Annotated in this window: 20 protein-coding genes, 1 pseudogene and 1 riboswitch; of the genes and pseudogenes, 12 read left to right on the plus strand and 9 right to left on the minus strand. The window is 62.7% G+C overall.

Annotation, left to right across the window (positions count from 1 at the left end):
* Positions 1-345 precede the first annotated feature (345 nt).
* Together AC1DZP_RS16450 and AC1DZP_RS16455 are read right to left on the minus strand one after the other, a co-directional pair.
* Positions 346-1,719, minus strand: a complete 1,374-nt coding sequence (locus AC1DZP_RS16450) for a PleD family two-component system response regulator (protein ID WP_477303792.1) — start codon at positions 1,717-1,719, stop codon at positions 346-348.
* A 33-nt stretch (positions 1,720-1,752) separates the two neighbouring features.
* Entirely contained in the window at positions 1,753-2,124 is a 372-nt protein-coding gene (locus AC1DZP_RS16455) for a response regulator (RefSeq protein ID WP_095088146.1), read from the minus strand.
* A gap of 225 nt (positions 2,125-2,349) precedes the next feature.
* Between AC1DZP_RS16455 and AC1DZP_RS16460 the strand changes: the two genes are divergently transcribed.
* The gene (locus tag AC1DZP_RS16460) at positions 2,350-2,649 is read left to right on the plus strand and encodes a DUF3572 domain-containing protein (protein ID WP_477303794.1); all 300 of its coding nucleotides are present in this window, start codon (positions 2,350-2,352) and stop codon (positions 2,647-2,649) included.
* A complete protein-coding gene (locus AC1DZP_RS16465; RefSeq protein ID WP_477303796.1) occupies positions 2,646-3,299 on the plus strand; it encodes a hypothetical protein in 654 nt (217 codons plus the stop codon). Before AC1DZP_RS16460 ends, AC1DZP_RS16465 begins: the two co-directional genes overlap by 4 nt.
* A 74-nt stretch (positions 3,300-3,373) precedes the next feature.
* Here AC1DZP_RS16465 and AC1DZP_RS16470 read toward each other — a convergent pair whose 3' ends face one another.
* Both AC1DZP_RS16470 and AC1DZP_RS16475 read right to left on the minus strand, forming a co-directional pair.
* Positions 3,374-4,900 carry a hypothetical protein gene (locus tag AC1DZP_RS16470; protein ID WP_477303798.1) on the minus strand — a complete coding sequence of 509 codons (1,527 nt, stop codon included), beginning with the start codon at positions 4,898-4,900 and terminating at the stop codon, positions 3,374-3,376.
* Between the two features lie 201 nt (positions 4,901-5,101).
* Positions 5,102-5,677, minus strand: coding sequence for a GNAT family N-acetyltransferase (locus tag AC1DZP_RS16475; RefSeq protein ID WP_477303800.1), 576 nt, complete (start codon positions 5,675-5,677; stop codon positions 5,102-5,104).
* Positions 5,678-5,742: 65 nt separating this feature from the next.
* On the opposite strand from AC1DZP_RS16475, the gene AC1DZP_RS16480 reads away from it, so the two are divergent.
* A complete protein-coding gene (locus AC1DZP_RS16480; protein WP_477303802.1) occupies positions 5,743-7,071 on the plus strand; it encodes a DNA polymerase IV in 1,329 nt (442 codons plus the stop codon).
* A gap of 154 nt (positions 7,072-7,225) precedes the next feature.
* Here AC1DZP_RS16480 and AC1DZP_RS16485 read toward each other — a convergent pair whose 3' ends face one another.
* Positions 7,226-7,732 carry a hypothetical protein gene (locus tag AC1DZP_RS16485; RefSeq protein ID WP_477303803.1) on the minus strand — a complete coding sequence of 169 codons (507 nt, stop codon included), beginning with the start codon at positions 7,730-7,732 and terminating at the stop codon, positions 7,226-7,228.
* 193 nt (positions 7,733-7,925) lie between these two features.
* On the opposite strand from AC1DZP_RS16485, the gene AC1DZP_RS16490 reads away from it, so the two are divergent.
* Both AC1DZP_RS16490 and AC1DZP_RS16495 read left to right on the plus strand, forming a co-directional pair.
* Positions 7,926-8,807 carry a DMT family transporter gene (locus tag AC1DZP_RS16490; RefSeq protein ID WP_095088135.1) on the plus strand — a complete coding sequence of 294 codons (882 nt, stop codon included), beginning with the start codon at positions 7,926-7,928 and terminating at the stop codon, positions 8,805-8,807.
* Between the two features lie 140 nt (positions 8,808-8,947).
* Entirely contained in the window at positions 8,948-9,406 is a 459-nt protein-coding gene (locus tag AC1DZP_RS16495; protein ID WP_457153417.1) for a hypothetical protein, read from the plus strand.
* Positions 9,407-9,448: 42 nt separating this feature from the next.
* Here the strand turns inward: AC1DZP_RS16495 and AC1DZP_RS16500 are convergent, their stop codons facing one another.
* The 3 genes from AC1DZP_RS16500 to AC1DZP_RS16510 form a co-directional block, all read right to left on the minus strand.
* Positions 9,449-10,237 (minus strand): potassium channel family protein, encoded by a 789-nt coding sequence (locus AC1DZP_RS16500; RefSeq protein ID WP_477303805.1) that lies wholly within the window; start codon positions 10,235-10,237, stop codon positions 9,449-9,451.
* A 52-nt stretch (positions 10,238-10,289) separates the two neighbouring features.
* The gene (gene dnaE / locus AC1DZP_RS16505) at positions 10,290-13,784 is read right to left on the minus strand and encodes a DNA polymerase III subunit alpha (protein ID WP_477304185.1); all 3,495 of its coding nucleotides are present in this window, start codon (positions 13,782-13,784) and stop codon (positions 10,290-10,292) included.
* 172 nt (positions 13,785-13,956) lie between these two features.
* The gene (locus AC1DZP_RS16510) at positions 13,957-15,969 is read right to left on the minus strand and encodes an acetyl-CoA carboxylase biotin carboxylase subunit (protein ID WP_477303807.1); all 2,013 of its coding nucleotides are present in this window, start codon (positions 15,967-15,969) and stop codon (positions 13,957-13,959) included.
* Positions 15,970-16,166: 197 nt separating this feature from the next.
* On the opposite strand from AC1DZP_RS16510, the gene AC1DZP_RS16515 reads away from it, so the two are divergent.
* From AC1DZP_RS16515 to AC1DZP_RS16540, 6 genes are all read left to right on the plus strand, one after another.
* Positions 16,167-17,294, plus strand: coding sequence for an S-(hydroxymethyl)glutathione dehydrogenase/class III alcohol dehydrogenase (locus AC1DZP_RS16515; RefSeq protein WP_477303809.1), 1,128 nt, complete (start codon positions 16,167-16,169; stop codon positions 17,292-17,294).
* A gap of 67 nt (positions 17,295-17,361) precedes the next feature.
* On the plus strand, positions 17,362-17,931 hold the full coding sequence (gfa, locus tag AC1DZP_RS16520; RefSeq protein ID WP_477303811.1) for an S-(hydroxymethyl)glutathione synthase: 570 nt from the start codon (positions 17,362-17,364) through the stop codon (positions 17,929-17,931).
* 67 nt (positions 17,932-17,998) lie between these two features.
* Complete coding sequence (locus AC1DZP_RS16525) at positions 17,999-18,466, plus strand: YaiI/YqxD family protein (RefSeq protein WP_477303813.1); 468 nt, start codon at positions 17,999-18,001, stop codon at positions 18,464-18,466.
* Positions 18,467-18,493: 27 nt separating this feature from the next.
* A complete protein-coding gene (locus AC1DZP_RS16530) occupies positions 18,494-19,171 on the plus strand; it encodes a DUF1345 domain-containing protein (protein WP_477303815.1) in 678 nt (225 codons plus the stop codon).
* A gap of 97 nt (positions 19,172-19,268) precedes the next feature.
* On the plus strand, positions 19,269-20,150 hold the full coding sequence (locus AC1DZP_RS16535) for a cytochrome b/b6 domain-containing protein (protein ID WP_477303817.1): 882 nt from the start codon (positions 19,269-19,271) through the stop codon (positions 20,148-20,150).
* A gap of 1 nt (position 20,151) precedes the next feature.
* The gene (locus AC1DZP_RS16540) at positions 20,152-20,943 is read left to right on the plus strand and encodes a molybdopterin-binding protein (protein WP_477303819.1); all 792 of its coding nucleotides are present in this window, start codon (positions 20,152-20,154) and stop codon (positions 20,941-20,943) included.
* 57 nt (positions 20,944-21,000) lie between these two features.
* Here the strand turns inward: AC1DZP_RS16540 and AC1DZP_RS16545 are convergent.
* A pseudogene (locus AC1DZP_RS16545) lies at positions 21,001-22,003 on the minus strand (hypothetical protein).
* Between the two features lie 240 nt (positions 22,004-22,243).
* A riboswitch (glycine riboswitch) is annotated at positions 22,244-22,330 on the plus strand.
* Between the two features lie 149 nt (positions 22,331-22,479).
* Here AC1DZP_RS16545 and gcvT point away from each other — a divergent pair.
* Positions 22,480-23,580, plus strand: a complete 1,101-nt coding sequence (gene gcvT, locus AC1DZP_RS16550) for a glycine cleavage system aminomethyltransferase GcvT (RefSeq protein WP_477303821.1) — start codon at positions 22,480-22,482, stop codon at positions 23,578-23,580.
* Positions 23,581-23,585 lie beyond the last annotated feature (5 nt).

Genomic DNA, 23,585 nt, shown 5'->3' on the forward strand with positions numbered 1-23,585 from the left:
TTTCACACGCAAAAAGCAGAGTCATCCGTGCCTTGGCACGGAACTCCGATGTTCTGTTTGGAGAAGGGGGCCGGTCGGCGTTTGGCAGCGGTACGAGGAGGCCACTATGCGCCAGCGCCGGCCGGCCGACCCCACGGACCCAGGAGATGCGGCGGACCTGAGCATCATGGGGTATTTCTAGGGATCGAGCCGGCTGACTATCCTCGTGCCGGCTTCGTCTTGGCCTGCACACTTGCGCAAGAGCTTATGAAAATCAACCATTTCTTAACCAAGGCTCGCGAATCGCTTGGATTAAGGTAAACGGGTAACCCTATCGGCTTGACTGGAAAATCGGGCCTTTGCGGGTTACGCCGCCTTGGCGACGACGCGGTTGCGGCCGCCGCTCTTGGCTTCGTAGAGAGCGAGGTCGGCACGTTTCATCAGCGCCGCCACCGTGTCCACCCCCTTCAGCACCGACGACACGCCGACACTGACGGTGACTTCGGTCGTCTTGCCATCCGGGCCGATGGCAAAAGGCGCCTGAGCAATTTCGGCGCGAAYGCGTTCGGCCACCCTTTCGGCCACCGTGCCGTCAGTGTCCGGCATGACCACGACGAACTCCTCGCCACCAAAGCGGCAGGCAAGGTCGATACCCCGGACATTCTTGCGCAGCCGTCGCGCGAATTCCCGCAACACATCGTCGCCGCCGTCATGGCCGTGCGCGTCGTTGATCGACTTGAAACGATCGAGGTCGGTGATCATCACCGACAGCGGCCGCCGCCGCGCCACGGCGCGATCGAACAGCGTCTGCAGATGGCTGTCGAGGTAGCGGCGGTTGTGCAGTCCGGTCAGCCCGTCGGTCACCGCCATTTCGATGGTTTGGGTGACGCTGGCGCGCAGCTGGTCGTTGTAGCGCTTGCGGCGGACCTGGGTGCGCAGCCGCGCTGTCAGTTCTTGCTGGTCGATCGGCCGTATCAGATAGTCGTTGATGCCGAGCTCCAGGCCACGAATGATGCGCTCGTCCTCGCCCGCCTCCGCCAGTAGGATGATCGGAACGAAACGGGTGCGGTCGAGCGAGCGCAACTGCGAACAGAGCCGGAGCGGATCGAAATCCGCAAAGGCCGTAGAGATCATCACGCATTCGTAGGGCGTCTCGGCGGCCTGGAAGAAGCCGGCATGCGGATCGCTGGTGACGTCGAGGTCGGCACGGTCGCGCAGCATCTTCTGGATGCGCTCGACCGAGGATTTGCGCTCGTCGATCAAAAGCACTTTCGGCGTCGTGTCCTCGGAGGCGAAATTGCGGCTCAGCAATTCTTCGATACCAATGTTGCGCGTCGTCGAGGCGCGCAGCCGCAACTCGTCGGTCAGCGACTTCAGCCGGACCAGGCTCTTGACGCGCGTCATCAGTTGCAGGTCGTTGACCGGTTTGGTCAGGAAATCATCGGCGCCAGCTTCGAGCCCGCGCACGCGGTCGGAAACCTGGTCGAGCGCGGTGATCATCACCACCGGAATGTGCGACGTCGCCGGGTCGCTCTTCAGCCGTCGGCAGACTTCGAACCCGTCCATGTCGGGCATCATCACGTCGAGCAGCACGACATCGACCTTGCCATTCTCGCAGGTCTCGATGGCGTCCGGCCCGTTGGTGGCGGTCAACACCTCGAAATATTCGGCCAGCAGCCGGACCTCCAGCAGCCGCACATTGGCAGGGATGTCGTCGACGACGAGGATCCGTGCAGTCATGTCACAAGGCTCCGGCTTGGCTGGAAGGGCGCATCACGCATCGCCCAGATAGGATTTGATGGTTTCGATGAAACGCGGCACCGAGATCGGCTTGGAGATATAGGCTTCGCAGCCACCCTGGCGGATGCGTTCCTCGTCGCCTTTCATTGCGAAGGCGGTCACCGCGATGACCGGGATGACGTGCAGCTCGTCATCCTCCTTCAGCCATTTGGTCACCTCCAGCCCCGACACTTCAGGCAACTGGATGTCCATCAGGATGAGATCCGGCCGGTGCTTGCGCGCCAGATCGAGCGCTTCCAGGCCATTGCGGGTGCGCACGGTCTCGTAGCCGCTTGCTTCGATGAGGTCCCGAAAGAGCTTCATATTGAGCTCATTGTCCTCGACGATCATGACCTTCTTCGGCATCGATATCCCGTCCCGGCCGTCCTTCCGCTCGAAGGCAGCCGTCATGCGTCCATCTGAAAGACGCACCAAACCCTGCGTCACTCTACGGCAATATCATTGACGAAACGGAAATCCGTGGCGCCAAAAGCTGTCTGGATTCCACCTCGGGCGCCGCTCTAATGGCTTGCCGCAAGCATCTCTTGCCATTACTGCGGGAGAGACTCATTCCACACACCGAAGGTAGTGATGGCAAACGCAGCGTCAATGCGCGAGGAAGCGGAATCGATTGCAGTGAAGGCTCTGGGCTTCGTCGCCTCCGATCCTGAACTGTTGCCGCGCTTTCTGGCAATCACCGGCATCGAGGCGCATTCGATCCGCAAGGCTGCCGGCGAACCAGGATTCCTGGCTGGCGTCCYGCAGTTCATTCTCGCCCACGAGCCGACGCTGATGCGGTTTGCCGAGGAAACCGGCACGCCGCCGGCAGCTGTCGGCAAGGCCTTGCGGGCGCTGCCGCTGGGCGACGACAACCATGAGCATTCCATATGAGCGATGATCCCGAAACAGCGCGCCAGATCGAGGAACTGGCGGCCGACAACCGTCCGCTGCTGGTGCTTGACGTCGACGACGTGGTGCTCGAATTCATCCGCCCTTTCCCGCATTTCCTCAAGGCGCGTGGTTTCGGCCTGACGCTGGCCTCGTTCCGGCTGACCGGCAACATCGCCGAGACGGCGAGCGGCCGCCTGATCGAACAGCCAGAAGTCACAGCACTTCTGGGCGATTTCTTTGACGCCCAAGCCGACTGGCAGAGCATCACCGACGGTGCCGCGGATGCCCTGACGGGATTGGGCGATCGCGCCGAGATCATTCTGCTGACGGCCATGCCGCACAAGCACCGTGCCGTGCGTCGCGCCCATCTCGATGCACTCGGGCTGAGCTACCCGCTCCTGACCACTGAAATGGCCAAGGGACCGGCAGTGGCCAGGCTTCGCGGCAAGACCGGCCGGCCAGTGGTTTTCGTCGACGATCAGCCGCACAATCTGACGTCGGTGCGGGCATCCGTCGCCGATGCCGGCCTGTTCCATCTGATGGCCGACAATTCGCTGCGCGCATTCCTGCCGCCGGTGCCGGACGACATCGTCGTCGTCCAGGACTGGCACGAAGCCGCGCCAAAGATCGCGAACGCGCTGGGGCTCTAACGCAATTCCAGGAAAAACTTTGGAACGGTTTTCCGCCCGGAATTGCGCCAGAACAGAGAGATAGAGGCCAGCCCTCAGGGGTTCAGCTTCGCTCCCGCCCCGCCGCTGTCGTCCCCACTGTCGTCGCCGCTGTCATCGACACTGTCATCCACAGCCGGATCAGCCGGCTTGACCATGACGCCGTTGACCATGACCGAACCGTCGGCCTTGGCGTTGACGACCCATTCGATGCGTCCATCGGGCAGCGTCTTGCCAAAACCCTTCACCATGAGAGCGGCAGGTACGTATTGCGCCACCTCCGGCTCCGACTTTGCCGCCGTCTGCAGGCCCTCGACGAGCTTGTCGAAGCCGGTGACGTCGACCGTCATGCTTGCCTCCGGCTTCTCGTCGGGGAAGGTCATTTCACCTTCCAGGGCGATCTCCGTATCCTTGTTCTTCACGGTGCTGTGGCCGATCACGACCTTCGGCGTCTTGGCCATGAAGTCGGCTTTGAGCTGGTCGCCGAAATCAGCCGACAGCGGCGGATTCTTATTGAGATCAAAGGCTTCAATCGCCTTCTTCGCCATACTGTCGAGATCGATATTGGCGCCGCCGAAGTTCAGTTCGAGATCGGTGGGCAACAGCGCCACGCTCCAGCTCGGTAGAAGCTGTTGCGGCACGGTCAGCCCCGACGCCTTGATGGCATAGTTGATCTTGCCGTTCTGGGCGACGCCGTCGGACCCGAACGCAGTGCTGAGCTGCGTCGCGCCGAAATTGCCGACCGGGCTTTCCACCGTGAAATCCCTGAAACCGTAGGTTCCCTCGACATGCTCCCAAACCGGTAAGGCGGCGAGCAGAAGCGATTTGAGTTGCGCCTGGTTTGCCTTCAGCGTCGCCTCGTCTTCATTGGCCACGGCAAACGCCAGGAGATCGAGCAGCGGCTTTGTCCGCACCCCCTTGCCGCTGGCCTCGACCGACAGCTCCGGCGACTTGACGTTGACGGGGAATTTTACTCCGCTTTCAGGATCGTCGAAATTGATCGTCTCGACGAAATCAGACACCTTTTGCGAGGTTGTGAAATCGACACCGCCGGTCGCGGACTTGGTCGCGGTGATCGTTGCTGTGCCGGCGCCGGTGCTCGCTTCCATATGCTGCTTGGCATCCTTCGACGCCATCGTCATGCCGGTCATCGAGCTGCTGCCGCTGGTGAAGGCCGCCAGATTGGGGTCGTAGACCCCGGAACCCTTGCCGTCCTTGATCGAAAACTGCGTGCTTTGCAGACCCTCGGGCCCGTTGAACTCGAAAGAGGCGCTCTGCGAAAAATCCATCGAGACATCCCAGGATCCGTCGCTGCGCGGCTTGACCATCAGGGCATAGGGCGCAACGTCGACTTTCAGCAGCTTTTGATCGGGCAGTGATCCGGCAAGCRCCTTGATATCAAACAAGATCTTGTAGGCATCGCCTTCCAGCGACACCTTCAGAATGCCTTTGTCGAGCGCCTGTTTGCCGACATAGCGGGCCAGGTCTTCGGACAATTGCTTCGCACCCTGACTGTCGACGGTCTGGCCGAAAGCAGGCGCGCTCAACGCAAGAAGAAAAACGAATGGCAGGGCACGGTTCACGCGAATTCTCCGTTTGACCTAATAGTGCCCAAAAACGCGCAGCGGTTTGGGACAACGACATGCATAAAACAAAAGCCCAAAGCGCGTCGACTGAATCCGTTTCCGTGCAACGCGTCTTGGAAGGAACGCCTCGTTCGTCTGGTATGAAATTACCACCACAACCGCAAGGTGAGATACAACGCCGCCAAGGCGCAAAACTGATTATAGCACAAGCCGCATCAACGGCCGGCCGGCCTTGCGCTCGACGAGCCGCTCGAAACCGGCCTTCTCGAACACCCGCGACGAGCCGACGAACAGGCCGATCGAACGAGAATCCCGGGACAGGTCTATCGGGCAGGCCTCGACAAGCCGGGCGCCGTTGCTGCGGGCGAAATCGATACCGCCTTCGACCAGGCGATGCGTGATGCCCCTGCCGCGCGCCTTGGTGCGGATGAAGAAGCACGAGATCGCCCATACGGCCGGATCCATGGCGTCGGCGGCATCGACTGGTGCCGACCCCCTGCCCTGATTGTTCCATTCGGGCACGTCGGCGCGTGGCCCGATCTGCATCCAGCCGACCGCCTTGCCGTCTTCGAATGCCAGCAGGCCTGGAGGCGGACCGGCTTCGATGCGCGCCTTGATGTGGTCCTTGTTGCGTTCGCGGCTGCTCTCACGCCGTATCGCCGGCGCGAGCCGGAAATGCGTGCACCAGCAGCCGTAGCAGGCGCCCTGCTTGCCGAAGAGGTCTTCGAAATCCGCCCAGAGTTCGGGCGCCAGCGGCGCTATGGTCGTGCTCATGCGTTCTCCCCAGGCCAGCCTTGTCGCAGGCCTTGCACTGTCGTACCATTGCTTCTGTTCTCTTTATGTTCGCAGCGATGGCGGCCCCTGTCAACAATCCCGATCACGGTTTTTGCCGCGACTGCCTGACGTTTCAGCGCAGCCAGACGCGCCGCTGCGAGCGCTGCGGCAGCCCACGGCTGGCCCGCCATCCCGAGCTTTACCGGCTGCATCTGGCCCATATCGATTGCGACGCATTCTATGCTGCGATCGAAAAGCGCGACAATCCGGCACTCAAGGACAAGCCGCTGATCATCGGCGGCGGCAAACGTGGCGTCGTATCCACCGCTTGCTACATCGCCCGCATCCAGGGCGTGCGCTCGGCAATGCCGATGTTCAAGGCGCTCGAAGCTTGTCCCGAGGCGGTCGTCATCAGCCCCAACATGGAAAAATATGTGCGCGTCGGCCGCGACGTGCGCGCCATGATGCAGGCGCTGACGCCGCTGGTCGAGCCTCTCTCGATCGACGAGGCATTTCTCGACCTCGCCGGCACCGAGCGGCTGCATGGCCTGCCGCCGGCAGTGGTGCTGGCGCGCTTCGCGCTTGCGGTCGAGAAGGAGATCGGCATCACCGTTTCGGCTGGCCTGTCCTACTGCAAGTTCCTCGCCAAGATAGCGTCCGATTTCCGCAAGCCGCGCGGCTTCTCGGTCATCGGCGATGCCGAGGCTGTCGGCTTCCTGGCAGCCCAGCCGGTAACGATGATCTGGGGTGTCGGCAAGGCGTTCAACGCCACGCTGGAACGCGATGGCATCCGCACCATTGGTCAGCTGCAGCAGATGGATCGTGGCGACCTGATGCGCCGCTACGGCACGATGGGCGACCGGCTCTACCGCCTTTCGCGCGGCGAGGACGTCCGCCGCGTCGATCCGGACCAGGACGCCAAGAGCGTATCGGCCGAAACCACCTTCGACACCGACATCGCTTCGCTAGACGAGCTTGTCGCGGTGCTGAGGGGGCTTTCGGAAAAGGTCTCGGCACGGCTGAAGAAATCCGGCATCGCCGGGCGCACCGTGGTGCTGAAGCTGAAGACCCAGGATTTCAAGCTGCGCACGCGCAACCGCCAGCTCGGCGACCCGACCCGGCTCGCCGATCGCATCTTTCAGACCGGGGTGGAACTTCTGCGCAAGGAAACCGACGGCACGAAATATCGGCTGCTCGGTATCGGCGTCAGCGACCTCTCGGACGACGACAAGGCCGACCCGCCCGACCTGGTAGACGTCCAATCTCGCAAACGCGCCATGGCTGAAAGCGCCATCGATGCCCTGCGCGACAAGTTCGGCCGCAGGGCGGTGGAAACCGGCTATACGTTCGGCAAGGGCCGCGACGCCCACCCGCCCGAGCCGATCGAGGACTGACCCTGCTTGTTGGGTTTGTTGAGATTCACGTCAGGCCGAGCCGAGAATGTTGGCTTCCGAAAACCGGAGCGGTGCGTACTTAAAGCACCTGAGCGCCGTAAGCGCAGGAAATCACCGTTGGCAGGCCGGCCTCACCTGAACATCGGCACGCTCGTCAGGTGCGCTGCAGATCGATCCTGCTCGTCACCACGCTCTTGCCGGTTTTCGGGTCGGTGTCGGTGACGGTCAGCCGCATGCCGTTCTCGCCTCGTTTCTCGACCTTCATTTGCGCCTTTCGGTCACCGTTGACCGCCTTGGCCCAGCGGATGCCGAGATTGATCGCATTGCCAGAGCGGCTGCCGTTGAGCTGTGCCGGCCCAGTACGAGAACCGACATAGGTACCGCTGTAGTTCGTACCGCTGGATTTCAGGTCCGCGCTGATGGCGCGCGTCACCACAACCAGCCCGCGGCAATTGCCGTCCAGCGACAGCGAGGTCGACGTGGCGTTGGACTTGAACGTGCAGGACACGTTCACCGTCGGTGCCTCGGTGGTGACCTTGACGATGCCCTTGCCGGCGAAATTGCCCTGGAACGACTGAAGAAATTTCCCTTCGTCGGCATGTGCCTCGCCAGCCGCAGCCAACAGACAGCCAGCAAGCACGAATTGCGCGAATGATCTCATCGAGGCTCTCCCTATCGATTTCGAAAAGGCAGGACGGCTCGCAAGGCACGGCAATATCGAGACTCAACGCCCCTTGACGTATCGGGTTCCGCCCGCAGGATGGCTGTTTTGGAATGTCCAGCCATTGCGACTGGCCCAGAAGAATGCAGCTTCTAGCGATTGCGGCAAAGGCCCCGGCCTGCGAGATAGCGGCATGGTCCCTACCCCCTCCATCCCCAAGGCCGCATTCTGGATGGCGCTGTCGATCGCCTCGTTCCTGGCGATGTCGGTCGCCGGGCGCGCCACGACGGCCGAGCTCAACGTCTTCCAGGTGTTGGAACTGCGCTCGGTGATCGGCTTTTTCATCCTTCTGCCGCTAGTGATGATGAGCGGCGGCTTTGCAGCCATGCGCACGCAGCGCCCCGTCGCCCATATCGCCCGCAACGTCATCCATTATACCGGCCAGGCGGCCTGGCTCTACGCGCTGACGCTGATCCCGCTGGCGGTGTTGATCTCGATCGAATTCACCACACCGATCTGGACGGCAATCCTGGCGGTGACTTTTCTTGGCGAAAGGCTCTCCCGACCCAGGCTTGCAGCGATTGTGCTGGGGCTGATCGGCGTGGTGATCATCGTCCGCCCCGGCGTCGGCGCCGTCGATCCCGGTCATCTTGTCGTGCTCGGTGCCGCCGTCTGTTTCGGCATATCGCTGGTGCTGGTCAAGTCGCTGACGCGCACGGATAGCGTCGTGCGCATCATCTTCTGGATGCTGATCATTCAGTCGGCACTCGGCCTCGTGCCGGCGCTCTATGAATGGCGCAACCCGCCGCTGGAGCTGTGGCCCTGGATCCTGCTGATCGCCTTCACTGGCATGTCATCGCATTTCTGCATGGCCCGTGCGCTTGCCTATGCCGACGCCACCGTCATTTCGCCGATGGATTTCCTGCGCGTGCCGCTATCGGCGCTGATCGGCTGGCTGCTCTATCAGGAGCAGATCGACGCCTTCACCGCCGGTGGCGCACTGCTGATTCTGATGGGCAATCTGCTCAATCTGCAGCGAAAAGCGCCACAACCGGTGAAGATCGCCGCGTCCTAGACCCTGATCCAGTCCGGGGGAGATTGAGTCTACGAGAATTTCGTGCCCTGATCCGACGTTGCCGCCTTGTAGCTGGGGCGGCGGGATGAGACGCTCCTGGAAACAGAGAGCAAGCGTGAGATGGTGCAACGATGCCTCTTGTGATCGTCGCTGTTTTACTGATGTCGACACTGGTAGCCACCGGCAAGGCGGAAGCCGAAGCGGGAACGCACCTTCTCGAGTCGGGTGGCCCTATGGCTTCCTCCTATGGCCCGACGATCGTGGCCGACTATTCCGCGTCCATGGCGCATTATCGAACAAGCCTGCGCGCGCATTCCGGGACCGGTGGCCTTGTCGGCGATTTCGTTTCCTCGCTGCGCATTCCCTGGACTTGGCGTTCCGACGACGGAAGCACGGTTCGGCGTCTGGGCAACAGCCTGTTCTTGCTCACCGAGGGCGATTGCCTGAGCCGAATGTGCCGCGAGATACCTTGCAAACAGACGGAGTGGCCCGTGTTCGACTGCCGCGATGGTCACAAGCGCAAGATGGCGGCTCCCGGCCTGACCGGCATCAGCTTCGGCGGCGTCAACTACAGCCAGATAGGTGGCCCGCAGTTTTGAGCGGATAGCATCCTTACTCCGGCGGGATGGGCCTCCAGCCCGTCAATTGCCGTCGTCGGGTATGTTGAGGAGATGGCCGCAGGCCTTGCAGTGGACGGCGTCGGGCTCGTGCCGCTGCAGCCCGCACTGCGGACAGGGAAAGAAGACCTTGCTGGGACGGAACAGCGCCTGCGCCAACCTCACGAACAGCGAAATGCCGATGATCATGGTGGCGATCGCGGTCAGCTTGCCGGCCATGCCCGGCAGGACGATGTCGCCGAAGCCTGTCGTGGTCACTGTGGCGACAGTGAAATAAAGGGCATCGATATAGTTTTCGAGCCCCGTCCCGGTGCGGAAGAAGAACGTGTAGACGAAGCCGGTGATGACGAACAGGAAGGTCAATAGGTTGATGACCGCCTGGCTAGCCTCGCGCCAGGGCCGCAGTCCGCGCATCTCGAAATGCCGCCACAACGACCCGTTGCGCGACAGTGACCACAACCGCAGAATGCGCAGGAAGCCGAGATTGGCGAACGCCGTCGGCATCAGCAACGTCAAGAGGATGAAGCCATCGACCCATGATGTCGGCTGCTTCATCAGCCGAAACATGTCGTTGGACGCCAGTAGGCGGGCGGCCATGTCGGCAGCAACCAGCGCGGCCACCGCATAGTCGAGCCAGAGGAATGACGGCTTGTCCTGAAGAACCGGCGTCGCGATGAAGAAGGCAATGATAGCGAGGTCGATGACGACAGCCACCACCTGGAAGCGGAAAGCCGCCGGGGTGCGTCCGTGATAGAGCCTGCGCAGCTTGTCGCGCAGCTGCGCGATTGTTGAGCTGTCTTCCGCCGCTTTCATGACGATCGCGCCGGCGTTCGCGACACCTGCCGCCAGCCCGCAAGAGCGGGCGTCACACCAGTTCCACTTCGACCACGCCGGGCACGGCGCGCATCGCCGAGGCGATCTGCGGCGAGATCCGGTAGCGATTGGGCAGCTCGATCTCGATTTCCCCCTCGCCATCTTCCTTGATCAGCACGAAGCTGACCTGGCCTTCGCCCCTCACTGAAAGCTGGCCGGCCAGCGTGCCGATCGGCGCCGCATTGCGTACGAAAATGCGCAACGCCTTCTGGATTCGGCTTGCTTCGTCCTCCAGCGATTGCACCGAGTTGATGCGCAAATTGACGCCTTCCGGCCTGTCCTCGGCCGCAACGGTGATGACGACGGAACGGCCGGGCTCAAGCAGGTCGCGATATTGCGCCAGTCCTTCGGAAAACAGCACGGCCTCATACTGGCCGGACGTATCGGAAAAGGCGACGACGCCCATCTTGTTGCCGGTGCGCGTCTTGCGCTCCTGCTTGGAGGTGACCGTGCCGGCCAGCCGTCCGGCGGCCGCCCCGCGCTTGACGGCCGCCGAAAACTCGGCCCAGTTTTGCACCCGCATCTTCTGCAAGGCCGCCTTGTACTCGTCGAGCGGATGGGCGGAGAGATAGAAGCCGACCACCTGGAATTCGCGGTGCAACCGATCGGCCGCAAGCCATGGGTCGGTCGCCGGCAGATTGAGCGCCTGCGACTGGGCGCCGAGCGAGGCGCCGAAGATATCGTGCTGGCCGGAGACCGCGTTCTGCTGCGCCAGCGATGCCAGCCCCATCATGCGCTCGACGCCCGCCATCATCGCAGCGCGGTCGTGGCCGAAGCAATCGAGCGCGCCGGCCATGATCAGGCTTTCGAAGACGCGCTTGCCGACAATCTTGGGATCGACCCTTTCGCAGAAATCGGCGAGGTTCTTGAATGGCTTTTCGCCGCGCTGGGCAACGATATGCTCTACCGCCGCGTCGCCGACACCTTTCAGCGCGGCCAGCGAATAATAGATACGGTTCTCGCCGACTTCGAAAGCGCGGAAGCTTGATATCACCGACGGAGCCAATACCTCGATGCCAAGGCGCAGCGCGTCCTGGCGGAAATCGGCGAGCTTGTCGGTGTTGCCCATATCGAGCGTCATCGATGCCGCGAGGAACTCGACCGGATAGTGCGCCTTGAGATAGGCGGTCTGGTACGAAACCACCGCGTAGGCGGCAGCGTGCGACTTGTTGAAACCATAGTCGGCGAACTTGGCCAGCAGGTCGAAAATGAAGTCGGCTTGCGGCTTGCCGACGCCGCGTTCGACCGCGCCCGAGACGAAGCGCTCGCGCTGCTTGTCCATCTCGGCGCGGATCTTCTTACCCATGGCGCGGCGCAGCAGATCGGCTTCGCCGAGCGAATAGCCGGCAAGCTCCTGCGCGATCTGCATCACCTGTTCCTGGTAGACGATGACGCCTTGGGTCTCCTTCACCAGGTGGTCGATCTTGGGATGGATCGACGCCATCTCCTCCTCGCCATGCTTTCTGGCGTTGTAGGTCGGGATGTTCTCCATCGGTCCCGGCCGATACAGCGCGACCAGGGCGATGATGTCCTCGATGCAGTCCGGCCGCATGCCGATCAGCGCCTTGCGCATGCCGGCACTTTCCACCTGGAACACGCCGACCACCTCGCCGCGCGACAGCATGGCATAGGTCTCGGGATCGTCGAGCGGGATCGTCGCCAGGTCGATCTCGATGCCGCGCCGGCGGATCAGCTTGACCGCCGTTTCGAGCACCGTCAGCGTCTTCAGGCCGAGGAAGTCGAACTTCACCAGCCCGGCCTGCTCGACATATTTCATGTTGAACTGGGTGACAGGCATGTCCGAGCGCGGATCGCGGTACATCGGCACCAGTTCCGACAGCGGCCGGTCGCCGATGACGATGCCGGCGGCGTGCGTCGAGGCGTGGCGGTAGAGGCCCTCCAGCTTCTGCGCCATGTCGAGCAGCGTCTGGACGATCGGCTCCCTCTCTGCCTCTTCGGCAAAGCGCGGCTCGTTGGCGATGGCGTCGGCGAGCTTGACTGGATTGGCCGGGTTCTGCGGCACCATCTTGGAAAGCTTGTCGACCTGGCCGTAGGGCATCTGCAGCACGCGGCCGACGTCGCGCAGCACGGCGCGGGCCTGCAGCGTACCGAAGGTGATGATCTGGCCGACCTGGTCGCGACCGTATTTCTGCTGGACATAGCGGATCACCTCCTCGCGGCGATCCTGGCAGAAGTCGATGTCGAAGTCGGGCATCGATACGCGGTCGGGGTTGAGGAAGCGCTCGAACAGCAGGGAGAAGCGCAGGGGATCGATGTCGGTGATGGTCGTCGAATAGGCGACCAGCGACCCGGCTCCCGATCCGCGGCCCGGCCCGACCGGGATGCCTTGCGCCTTGGCCCACTTGATGAAGTCGGCAACGATCAGGAAGTAACCCGGGAACTTCATCTTGGTGATGATGCCAAGCTCGAAATTCAACCGCTCGCGATATTGTTCGACCGTGTAGCCTGGTGTCGGCCCGTGCGCGGCCAGCCGCGCGTCGAGCCCCTCATGCGCCTGGCGGGCCAGTTCGTCGGCTTCCGCCTGCACGGCTGCGTCATTGTCGGCGACATCGCCGCCCGTGAAGCGTGGCAGGATCGGGTTGCGGTTCTTGGGATAGTAGGAACAGCGCAGCGCGATCTCGACCGTGTTGTCGATCGCCTCCGGCAGGTCGGCGAACAGCCTGGCCATGTCGGCCTGGCTGCGCAGGAAATTGTCCGGCGACAGCCGCCGGCGATTGTCGGCGGCGACGACCGAGCCCTCGGCGATGGCGATCAGCGCGTCATGCGCGTCATAATCGTCGCGCGCCGAGAAGAAGGCCTCGTTGGTGGCGACCAGCGGCAATTCATGGGCATAGGCGAGATCGATCGAGGATTTCTCGATCACGCGGTCATAACCGGAAACCCGGTCCAGTTCGACATAGAGCCGGTCGTCGAACATCGACTTGAGGGTCAAGAGCCGTGCCTCGGCAAGATCGCGGCGGTCTTCCTTGAGCGCAAAACCGACCGGGCCGCGCGGCCCGCCGCTGAGGCAGATCAGCCCGTCGCAATAGCCCTCCATCATTTCGGTGGTCAGGTGCACCGCCTCGCCTGGCGGCGTCTCGAGATAGACGCGGCTGACCAACCTCACCAGATTGGCGTAGCCGGCCTCGGTCGCCGCGATCAGGACGACCGGCCGCATATCCGGACCTTGCCGCCTGCGGTCGCGCTGGCCATCGCTGTTCTCGCCGGAAAAGGCGACCGCGATCTGGCAGCCGATAATCGGCTGGATCCCGTCCTTCACCGCCTTCTGCGCGAATTCGAGCGCGCCGAACAGATTGTTGGTGTCGGTGACGGCAATCGCCGGGGCTTCGTCCTTGACCGCGTGGGCCACCACCTTGCCGATCTGCAAGGCGCCTTCCAGCAGCGAATAGGCCGAATGCACGCGCAGATGGACGAACGGCCGCGCAGGCGCCTCCGGCCGCGCAGCCGCTATCGCGGCTTCGCGCATCAGGGGATCGCGGGGAAGTCTGTCATCTGCCATGGTTTTTCGCGCTGCCCGAAGGACTTGAGTCGATGGAGATGTATTGTCCGGGACCGGGCGATACCAGTCCAGCACAAACCGCCGCTGACCACAGGCTTGCAGCGGCCTGCCCGGCTCGCCTTAAAGTTTCCAAACAATCTCAGGCGAATTCCATGATCACTGCGTCGACCGCCAGGCTGTCGCCTGGCTTGGCGTTGAGTCTCGCCACGACAAGATCGCGTTCGGCGCGCAGTACGTTTTCCATCTTCATCGCTTCGACGACGGCCAGCGTCTCGCCGGCCTTGACCTCCTGGCCTTCGGCAACGGCAATCGACACGACAAGGCCGGGCATCGGGCAAAGCAGCAGTTTAGAAGTATCCGGCGCCACCTTCTCCGGCATCAGCCTTTCCAGTTCCGCGATGCGTGGCAACATGGTCCGCGCGGTCACCGACATGCCTTTCCAGGCGATGCGCAAGCCATTGGCAACCGGCCTGATCTGAGCGACGATCTTGTGCGTGCCGACCGTGCCGCGCCAGATCAGGTCGCCCGGACGCCAGTCTGAGGCGACGGTCAGCGCCTTGCCGCCCTCGATCGACAGATCGATTTCCATTGGAATGGAGATCATGCCTTCGAGGATGGACGCCGACAGATAGTCTTCACCAATCTTCACCACCCAGTCGCGCTTCAGCGCTCCCGAATGCGGCGCCAGGCGCCCGCCGAGCCGGTCGAGCCGGTCGCGGCGCAGCAGTTCCACCGCGGTCGCAATCGACGCCAGCACGGCTTTCTCATCGTTGTTCGGCACGATTGGCGCAAAGCCGTCGGGATATTCCTCGGCGATGAAACCGGTCGATATCAGCCCTTCCCGCCAGCGCGGATGCTGCATCAGGGCGGCGAGGAACGGAATGTTGTGCTCGATGCCGTCGACGACAAAGCTGTCGAGCGCTTCCGACATGGCATCGATGGCCTGGATGCGCGTCGGTGCCCAGGTGCACAGCTTGGCGAGCATCGGGTCGTAAAACATCGAGATCTCGGAGCCTTCGGTGACGCCGGTGTCGTTGCGGATGACGATATCGCCGAACTGTCCTTCCTCCGGCGGCCGGTAGCGCGTCAGCCGGCCGATCGAGGGCAGGAAATTGCGGTACGGGTCCTCGGCATAGAGCCGGCTTTCCACCGCCCAACCGTTCAGCTGGATATCGCTTTGCTTCAAGGCCAGCTCTTCGCCGGCGGCGACGCGGATCATCTGCTCAACCAGGTCGATGCCGGTGACGAGCTCCGTCACCGGGTGCTCGACCTGCAAACGTGTATTCATTTCAAGGAAATAGAAGTTCTTGTCCTTGTCGACGATGAACTCCACCGTGCCGGCGCTCTGATAGTCGACGGCCCTGGCCAGCGCCACCGACTGCTCGCCCATGGCCTTGCGTGTCTTGGCGTCGAGGAACGGCGATGGCGCCTCTTCGGCGACCTTCTGGTTGCGGCGCTGGATCGAGCATTCGCGCTCGCCGAGATAGAGGGCGTTGCCATGGGCGTCGGCCAGCACCTGGATTTCGATATGCCGCGGATCGACGACGAATTTCTCGATGAAGACGCGGTCGTCGCCGAACGAGCTCTTGGCTTCCGAGCGAGCGCGGTCGAAGCCGTCGCGCACCTCCGACTGGCTCCAGGCGATTCGCATGCCCTTGCCGCCGCCGCCGGCCGAGGCCTTGATCATCACGGGATAGCCGATCTCGCCGGCGATCTTTTCGGCATGGTCGGCATTCTCGATGACACCGAGCCAGCCGGGCACAGTGGAAACCTTGGCGGCGTTGGCGAATTTCTTCGATTCGATCTTGTCGCCCATCGCCTTGATCGCCTTGGGCTTCGGGCCGATGAAGATGATGCCTTCCGCTTCCAGCGCCTCGCAGAACGCCGCCCGCTCGGACAGGAAGCCGTAACCGGGATGCACGGCCTGCGCTCCCGTCTCCTTGCAGGCGGCGATGATCTTCTCCGGTACGAGGTAGCTCTGCGCGGCCGGCGAAAGCCCGATATGCACCGCCTCATCGGCCATCTCGACATGCACGGCATCACGATCGGCATCGGAATAGACCGCGACGGTGGCGATGCCCATCTTGCGCGCCGTCCTGATCACACGGCAGGCAATCTCGCCGCGGTTGGCGATGAGGATCTTGGTGAACATGCGAAATATCCCTCGGGTCGGCCGTTCCTTTTATGGCCTGTGTCGGCGCGGTCAAGCCGGCCGGGTCAATCGCGGTCTTTCAATCGATTTGGGATAAAATTCTCCGCACTGGCCCAAGCCTGGAACCAGCTTCCAGTTGATCGCATCATTAAAACCTGAAAGCTTGGGCTGAAATCGCCTATGGAGGGAACTGTCTGATGAAAACGCGCGCCGCTGTCGCTGTCGCCGCCGGAAAGCCGCTGGAGATCATGGAGGTCGACCTCGACGGTCCGCGCGACGGCGAGGTGCTGGTCGAGATCAAGGCGACCGGCATCTGCCACACCGACGAATTCACGCTATCGGGCGCCGATCCGGAAGGCCTGTTTCCGGCCATCCTCGGCCATGAGGGCGCCGGCATCGTCGTCGACGTCGGCAAGGGCGTCACCTCGGTCAAGAAGGGCGACCACGTCATACCGCTCTATACGCCCGAATGCCGCCAGTGCCCGTCCTGCCTGTCGCGCAAGACCAACCTCTGCACCGCCATCCGCGCCACGCAGGGGCAAGGCCTGATGCCCGACGGCTCGTCGCGCTTCTCGATCGGCAAGGACAAGATTTTTCACTATATGGGCTGCTCGACCTTCTCCAACTTCACCGTGTTGCCCGAGATCGCGCTGGCCAAGGTCAATCCCGAAGCGCCCTTCGACAAGATCTGCTACATCGGCTGCGGCGTCACCACCGGCATCGGTGCTGTGATCAACACCGCCAAGGTAGAGCAAGGCGCCACTGCCGTTGTCTTCGGCCTCGGCGGCATCGGCCTCAACGTCATCCAAGGGCTGAAACTTGCCGGCGCCGACATGATCATCGGCGTCGACTTGAACAACGACAAGAAGGCCTGGGGCGAGAAGTTCGGCATGACGCATTTCGTCAATCCGAAGGAGATCGACGGCGACATCGTTCCCCATCTGGTCAACATGACCAAGCGCGGCGCCGACCAGATCGGTGGCGCCGACTACACGTTCGACTGCACCGGCAACACCAAGGTGATGCGCCAGGCGCTGGAAGCCTCGCATCGCGGCTGGGGCAAGTCGGTCGTCATCGGCGTCGCCGGTGCCGGCCAGGAGATTTCCACGCGACCGTTCCAGCTGGTCACCGGGCGCACCTGGATGGGCACCGCCTTTGGCGGCGCGCGCGGGCGCACCGACGTGCCCAGGATCGTCGACTGGTACATGGACGGCAAGATCCAGATCGATCCGATGATCACCCACACACTGAAGCTCGAGGACATCAACAAGGGGTTCGACCTCATGCATGAGGGCAAATCGATCCGAAGCGTCGTCGTTTACTGAAGAAGGCCACAAGCCGCCGACCAACCGGCCTGCGACCCTTGTGGTTCACAACTGGGAGGAGAAAAGAATGCCGGAAAAACTGCATCCGAAAATCGACAATGGTCTGCCCAAGGAGAGTGCAAGCTTTGCCGGCGGCACGCTGGTCTGCGCCTGCACCAGCAAGCCGGTCAAGGTGAAGGTCAAGGGCCAGATCGCCCACAACCATGCTTGTGGCTGCACCAAATGCTGGAAGCCGGAGGGTGCGCTGTTCTCGGTCGTCGCCGTGGCCGGCACCGGCGACGTCACCGTCACCGAGAACGGCGACAAGCTCAAGGTGGTCGATCCCAGTGCGCTGATCCAGCGCCATGCCTGCACCGGCTGCGGCGTCCACATGCACGGGCCGGTCGAGCGCGATCATCCGTTCAAGGGCCTGTCGTTCATTCATCCCGAGCGCTTTGAGGAGGCCGGCTGGTCGCCGCCGGGCTTCACTGCCTTCGTCTCGTCGATCATCGAATCCGGTGTCGACCCGAAGCGCATGGACGGCATCCGCGCGCAGCTGAGGTCAATCGGGCTGGAACCCTATGACTGCCTCAATCCCGGCCTGATGGATTATATGGCGACCTGGACTGCCAAGAAGTCCGGGGCCTTGCCGGCGTAACAACCGATCAGATTATCTCCATGGGGCCGGCCGAAATCGCCCGGCCCCATGCCTTTTGGAACAGTAAATGCCTGCACCAGCCATCTTCGTCGACGCCGATGCCTGCCCAGTCAAGGCCGAGGTGGAAAAGGTCGCCGAGCGCTATGGCGTCGTCGTTACCTACGTCTCCAATGGCGGCCTGCGGCCATCGCGCGATCCGATGATCCGCAACGTCGTGGTGTCCAAGGGCGCCGACGCCGCCGATGACTGGATCGTCGATAATGCGCGGACCAACGACATCGTGATCACATCGGACATTCCGCTGGCTGCTCGCGCGGTGGCGCTCGGCGCCCATGTGCTCGGGCCCACCGGGCGCCCGTTCACACCCGAAACGATCGGCATGGCAGTGGCGATGCGCGATCTCAAGCAGCATCTGCGCGAGACCGGCGAAAGCAAGGGCTACAATGCCAGCTTCGCGCCGCAGGACCGTTCGCGGTTTCTCGGTGAACTTGACCGCATCTTGCGGCGGGCGCTCAAATCCGCCACACCGGACTGATCCGGGCGCTTTTCTGAAAGCTGGGCCATGGTCACCGACACTTCGATCAATTCACCAATGCGCCGGCACAGGCAATTCATCGTGGCGGCCGGCATAGGGGCCGTCGCATTAGCAGTTGCGCTGCTGTTGCGCGCGCCACTCCCTTATTCGATCGGCACCAATGCGTTCTTCGCCGTCTATGTCATTTTGGTCGTCGCTCAGATGCCAAGGCTTACCGGTCGCTACCTCAGCAAGAACGCGCGTGCCACCGACCAGCCGGTGCTGGTTATCTTCGCTGTAACGCTGGTCGTGGTCGTCGTCGCCATTGTTTCACTGTTCCTGCTGATCAATCAGAAGGACAGAGGCCATCCCGTCGAGCTTGGCTTCGCGCTGTTGTCGATCCCGCTCGGCTGGTTCACCATGCATGCCATGGCAGCGCTCCACTATGCCCATGTCTACTGGATGGACGGCGATGCGGTCGACGCTGAGACCAAAAAGAGGATCCCGGTCGGCGGGCTGCTGTTCCCGGGCGACAAGCGGCCGGAAGGCTGGGATTTCCTCTACTTCTCGGCTGTCATTGGCATGACCGCGCAGACTGCCGACACCAACATCTCGACAACGCATATGCGTTGTGTCGTGCTTGTCCATTCGATCCTGTCGTTTTTCTTCAACACGGTCATCGTCGCCGCGGCCGTCAATCTCGCCGTCAGCCTGGGCAGCCCGTAATAATTCCGTGATCGGATGAAACATCGGTTTGGTTAGCGACGTATCAGGAGGACAATGAGCGTGTAGGTCACGCCGCGAGGCCGGGAGACGAGACAAGATGGAATCGGTTGCCAGAAGCCAACCCACCGCCGGAGCGGACCCCGCCGCGCGGAAGGATGAAACGCTGATCTACCGCCAGTCGCGCTGGACGCGGCTGACGCACTGGATCTGGGCCATCTCGCTGTTCTTCATGCTGCTTTCCGGCTTGCAGATCTTCAACGCCCGCCCGCAGCTCTATATCGGCAAGCAGTCGGGCTTCGACTACAACAACACCATCTTCGCCATTGGCGCCGAGAACACCGACGCCGGAGCGCGTGGCTACACCGAAATCTTCGGGCATCGTTTCGACACCACAGGCGTGCTCGGCTGGTCGGGTCCGGCCGGCAACGAAACTGCGCGCGGCTTCCCGTCCTGGGCGACCATCCCGTCCTACTACGAGCTGGGCACCGCTCGCGTCATCCATTTCTTCTTTGCCTGGATACTGACCACGACCTTGATTGTCTGGCTGGTCGCCAGCACCGTGAACGGCCATCTGCGCCGCGATCTCGCGCCGCGCCTCAACGATCTCAAGCGACTGCCGCAAGACATCGTCGACCACGCCAAGCTCAAATTTCACCACACGCGGGAATACAACACGCTGCAGAAGATGGCCTATGGCGGCGTGCTGTTCGTGCTGCTGCCGCTGATGATCATCACCGGCCTGGCGATGTCGCCCAGCATGGACTCGGTGCTGCCGTTCCTCAACGATCTGCTCGGTGGCCGGCAGACGGCGCGCACCATCCATTTCACCGTCATGGTGCTGCTGGTCGCTTTCTTCATCGTCCACATCCTGATGATCCTGGCTGCCGGCCCGATCAACGAACTGCGCTCGATCATCACCGGCTGGTACCGCACCGATCCTCCTGCACGCGACGACAATTCCACCGAGAGGAGTGCTTGACATGGCGAAGTTCGAGATCAGCCGCCGGAAATTCCTGACGGGCGCCAGCCTTGGCGCCTCCGGCATCATGCTGTCGGGCTGCGACGCCTTCGACAGCCAGCTGAGTATTGGCAGCGGCCTGCGCAGCTTCCTCGAAAACGCCAATGGCCTGACCTACCGGGCGCAACGCCTGCTCGCCGGACGCGACGCGCTGGCGCCCGAGTTCACCGAGGCCGACATCCGCCAGCCGCAGCGGCCGAACGGCGTCACGGCCCCCGATGACGACGTCTACAAGGGCTTGCTTGCCAACAATTTCGCCGACTGGCGGCTCGAGGTTTCGGGCCTTGTCGAAAAGCCACTGAAGCTCAGCCGCGAGCAATTGATGAACATGCCGAGCCGCACCCAGATCACCCGCCATGACTGCGTCGAAGGCTGGAGCTGCATCGCCAAATGGACCGGCACGCCGCTGTCGCTGGTGCTCGACCAGGCAGTGGTCAAGCCGCAAGCGCGCTACGTCATGTTCCATTGCCTCGACACTATCGACCGCAGCCTCTCCGGCGACATCAAATATTACGGCACCATCGACCTGATCGATGCCCGCCATCCGCAGACGATCCTTGCCTATGGCCTGAACGGCAAGCCGCTGCCGGTCGAGAACGGCGCGCCGCTGCGGGCCCGCGTCGAGCGTCAGCTCGGCTACAAGATGCCGAAATATCTCTACAAGATCGAGCTGGTCGACGGCTTCGCCAATGTCGGCGGCGGCAGGGGCGGCTATTGGGAAGACAATGGCTACGACTGGTACGGTGGAATCTGATTCGCACACCGCAAAATAATGATCGGCCCGGGGGCGTAGCGAGCGCTGCCCGCCGGTTCAGGCAACCTTGTCGAGCAGCGGCTTAAGCGCCGGGTGAATCTCCGGTGACGCGTGCTTGATCAGCGTCAGCAGCGCACGTTCGTTCTCGTACAAAGGCCTGCCTACCCCGATGTGCTCGATCAGCCAGCCGGCTTCGCCGGCATCGATCGTCTCGGCGCGGCGGGCCAGGGCCTCGGCCGCCCTGTTCTTGGCTTCCCACTCGGCTTCGATGTCGCTGGGGGAGCGATAGGCCTCCATGATGCCGGCGAGGCCACCGGAGACCATGCGGCTGAAGAAGCCGCCGATTTCCGGATCGGCGTGCTCGAGGAAGGCATCACGGCGCAGCGCCACATCGCGTGTCGGCGCCTCATAGCCGGCCGAGCACATGACGAAATTGGCGATCGCCTTGACGAACAGATCGTTCCAGGACGGATCGTTTTGTCCTTGAGCAGTGCGCTCGTTGATCTTGAACAGCACCTCGGCCTCTGCGCGGGTGATGGCGATGTTGCCTTCGCCGCCATGGGCGTGGAGGATCCGGCGCAGAAGCTCGACCTCCGCCTTGGCGATCAGTCCGGGAACCAGCGCACCACCGAGCATCAACGGCCCCTTACCGTCGATGACGGCGTGGGCGACCTGCTCCAGCGCATAGACGCAAAGCTGGCTCGGCGATGATCTTGCTTCTTCCAGCACATGGACCAGCAATTCGAGTTCGGTCCGGCTGTCGACCATGCCGTCACGCGAGATCGTGCGGATCAGCCAGTCGGCATTGTCCTGCGAGATGTAGCCCGACGGCTTCTCCTGGTGGACGATGTAGTCGGTGACCACTTCGACAAAGAACGGCGGCCATTCCTGGCACTTGTCCTTGGCCGTGGCGTCCAGCGCGAACAGCGCCTCGGGCCTCGCCGCGCGTCACCACGCCGTCGCCGAACACTTCATGGCGCAACATGGCCACGTCTTCCCTGGTGATGCGGCTTTTCGAGGCCAGCCCCGCCACCGGCGCGCTCATGATCAATTCGCCCATTTGTCGTCCCCGTCCGCTGCCGGCAAGCGCCTGCCCAAAAGCCTCACCGCCGCCACGATATCAGCAGTGTCTTGAAAAACCGGCAAACGGCGTGGTTAGCGAAGACTTGTCAGCCAAATGCATGTCACCCAAAAGTGTGCTGCGGTTTTGGGAAAACGACATGCATCAAAGACGTCGCTGACAGGTGACAATGTGTCGTCGACAGGCTATGGATGACGAGTCGAGGGCTCTTGCGAGTCCTACCTGTTTGCGGGAGAGAACAGCGAAAGCTGTCGCCGAAGGGGAAATCGCCCGAAATCTCTCAGGCAAAAGAACCGTAGACGGGAAAGACACTCTGGAAAGTCGGGGCTTGCCCCCGCGCCGAAGGTGTAAGCGCCGCTGACAGAGTTCCGGTTGCGCGAGTCTCTCAGGCTTCAGACAGAGGGGCACGGACTGGTCGCCATTCGCGACCGATTGCGTGCGACTCTGGAGATGACATGACGGGCGACGACACCAAACACCTTCCCCTCGAAGATATCCATGTGGCCGCTGCTGCGCGCTTTGGCGCCTTTGCCGGCTGGTCGATGCCGTTGACCTATCCGGCCGGCGTCATGAAGGAGCATCTTCACACCCGCGAGCATGCCGGCCTCTTCGACATCTCGCATATGAAGCTGTTCGAGGTCAGTGGGCGGGAGGCGGTTGCGCTACTCAACCGCGCTTGTCCTCTGGATGCCGCCGCACTCGAAATCTCGCAGTCCAAACTGTCCTTCTTCCTCAACGAGGCTGGCGGCATCCTGGACGACCTGATCGTCACCAGGCTGGGCGATATCCGCTTTATGGTGGTCGCCAACGCCGGTAACGCCGTGGCCGACGAAAAGCATTTGCGTGCGCTTGCCGCGGATTTTGACGTCAAGGTCGAGCCGCTCGACCGTGTCTTCCTGGCCATCCAGGGCCCTGAAGCCTGGGCCGCCCTTTCCCGCGCCGGCATCGAGACCGGCTCGCTGCTGTTCATGCATGGTGTCGAACCGCGGCAGAACTGGTTCATGAGCCGCTCCGGTTATACCGGCGAGGACGGTTTCGAGATCGGCCTGCCGGAGGCCGATGCGCGCGACCTCGTCGCAAAATTGCTCGGCGATGAACGCGTACTGTGGATCGGCCTTGCCGCGCGCGACAGCCTGCGGCTGGAGGCCGGGCTCTGCCTGCACGGCCAGGACATCACGCCGGAGACCGACCCGGCCAGCGCCGGATTGATGTGGGCGATCCCGAAAGAAATCCGCGCAACCGGCGCTTTCATCGGCGCCGACGCCCTGCGCGCCGCCGTGGAGCGGGGACCGGCGCAAAAGCGGGTCGGGCTGAAGCCCGACGGCCGCCAGCCGGTGCGCGCCGGCGTCGCGCTCTTTGATGCCGACGGCAATCCCGCCGGCCATGTCACATCAGGCGGCTTCGGCCCCTCGGCCGGCCATCCGGTCGCCATGGGTTATGTCGCAACGCCGCTGGCAAAGCCCGGCACCCGGGTTTTCGCCGATGTGCGCGGCACGAAGATCCCAGTCGATATCAATTCCCTGCCCTTCACACCACATCGCTACCGCAAAGGATGAATCCG

It is taken from the genome of Mesorhizobium sp. P2_F8 (assembly GCF_056403655.1).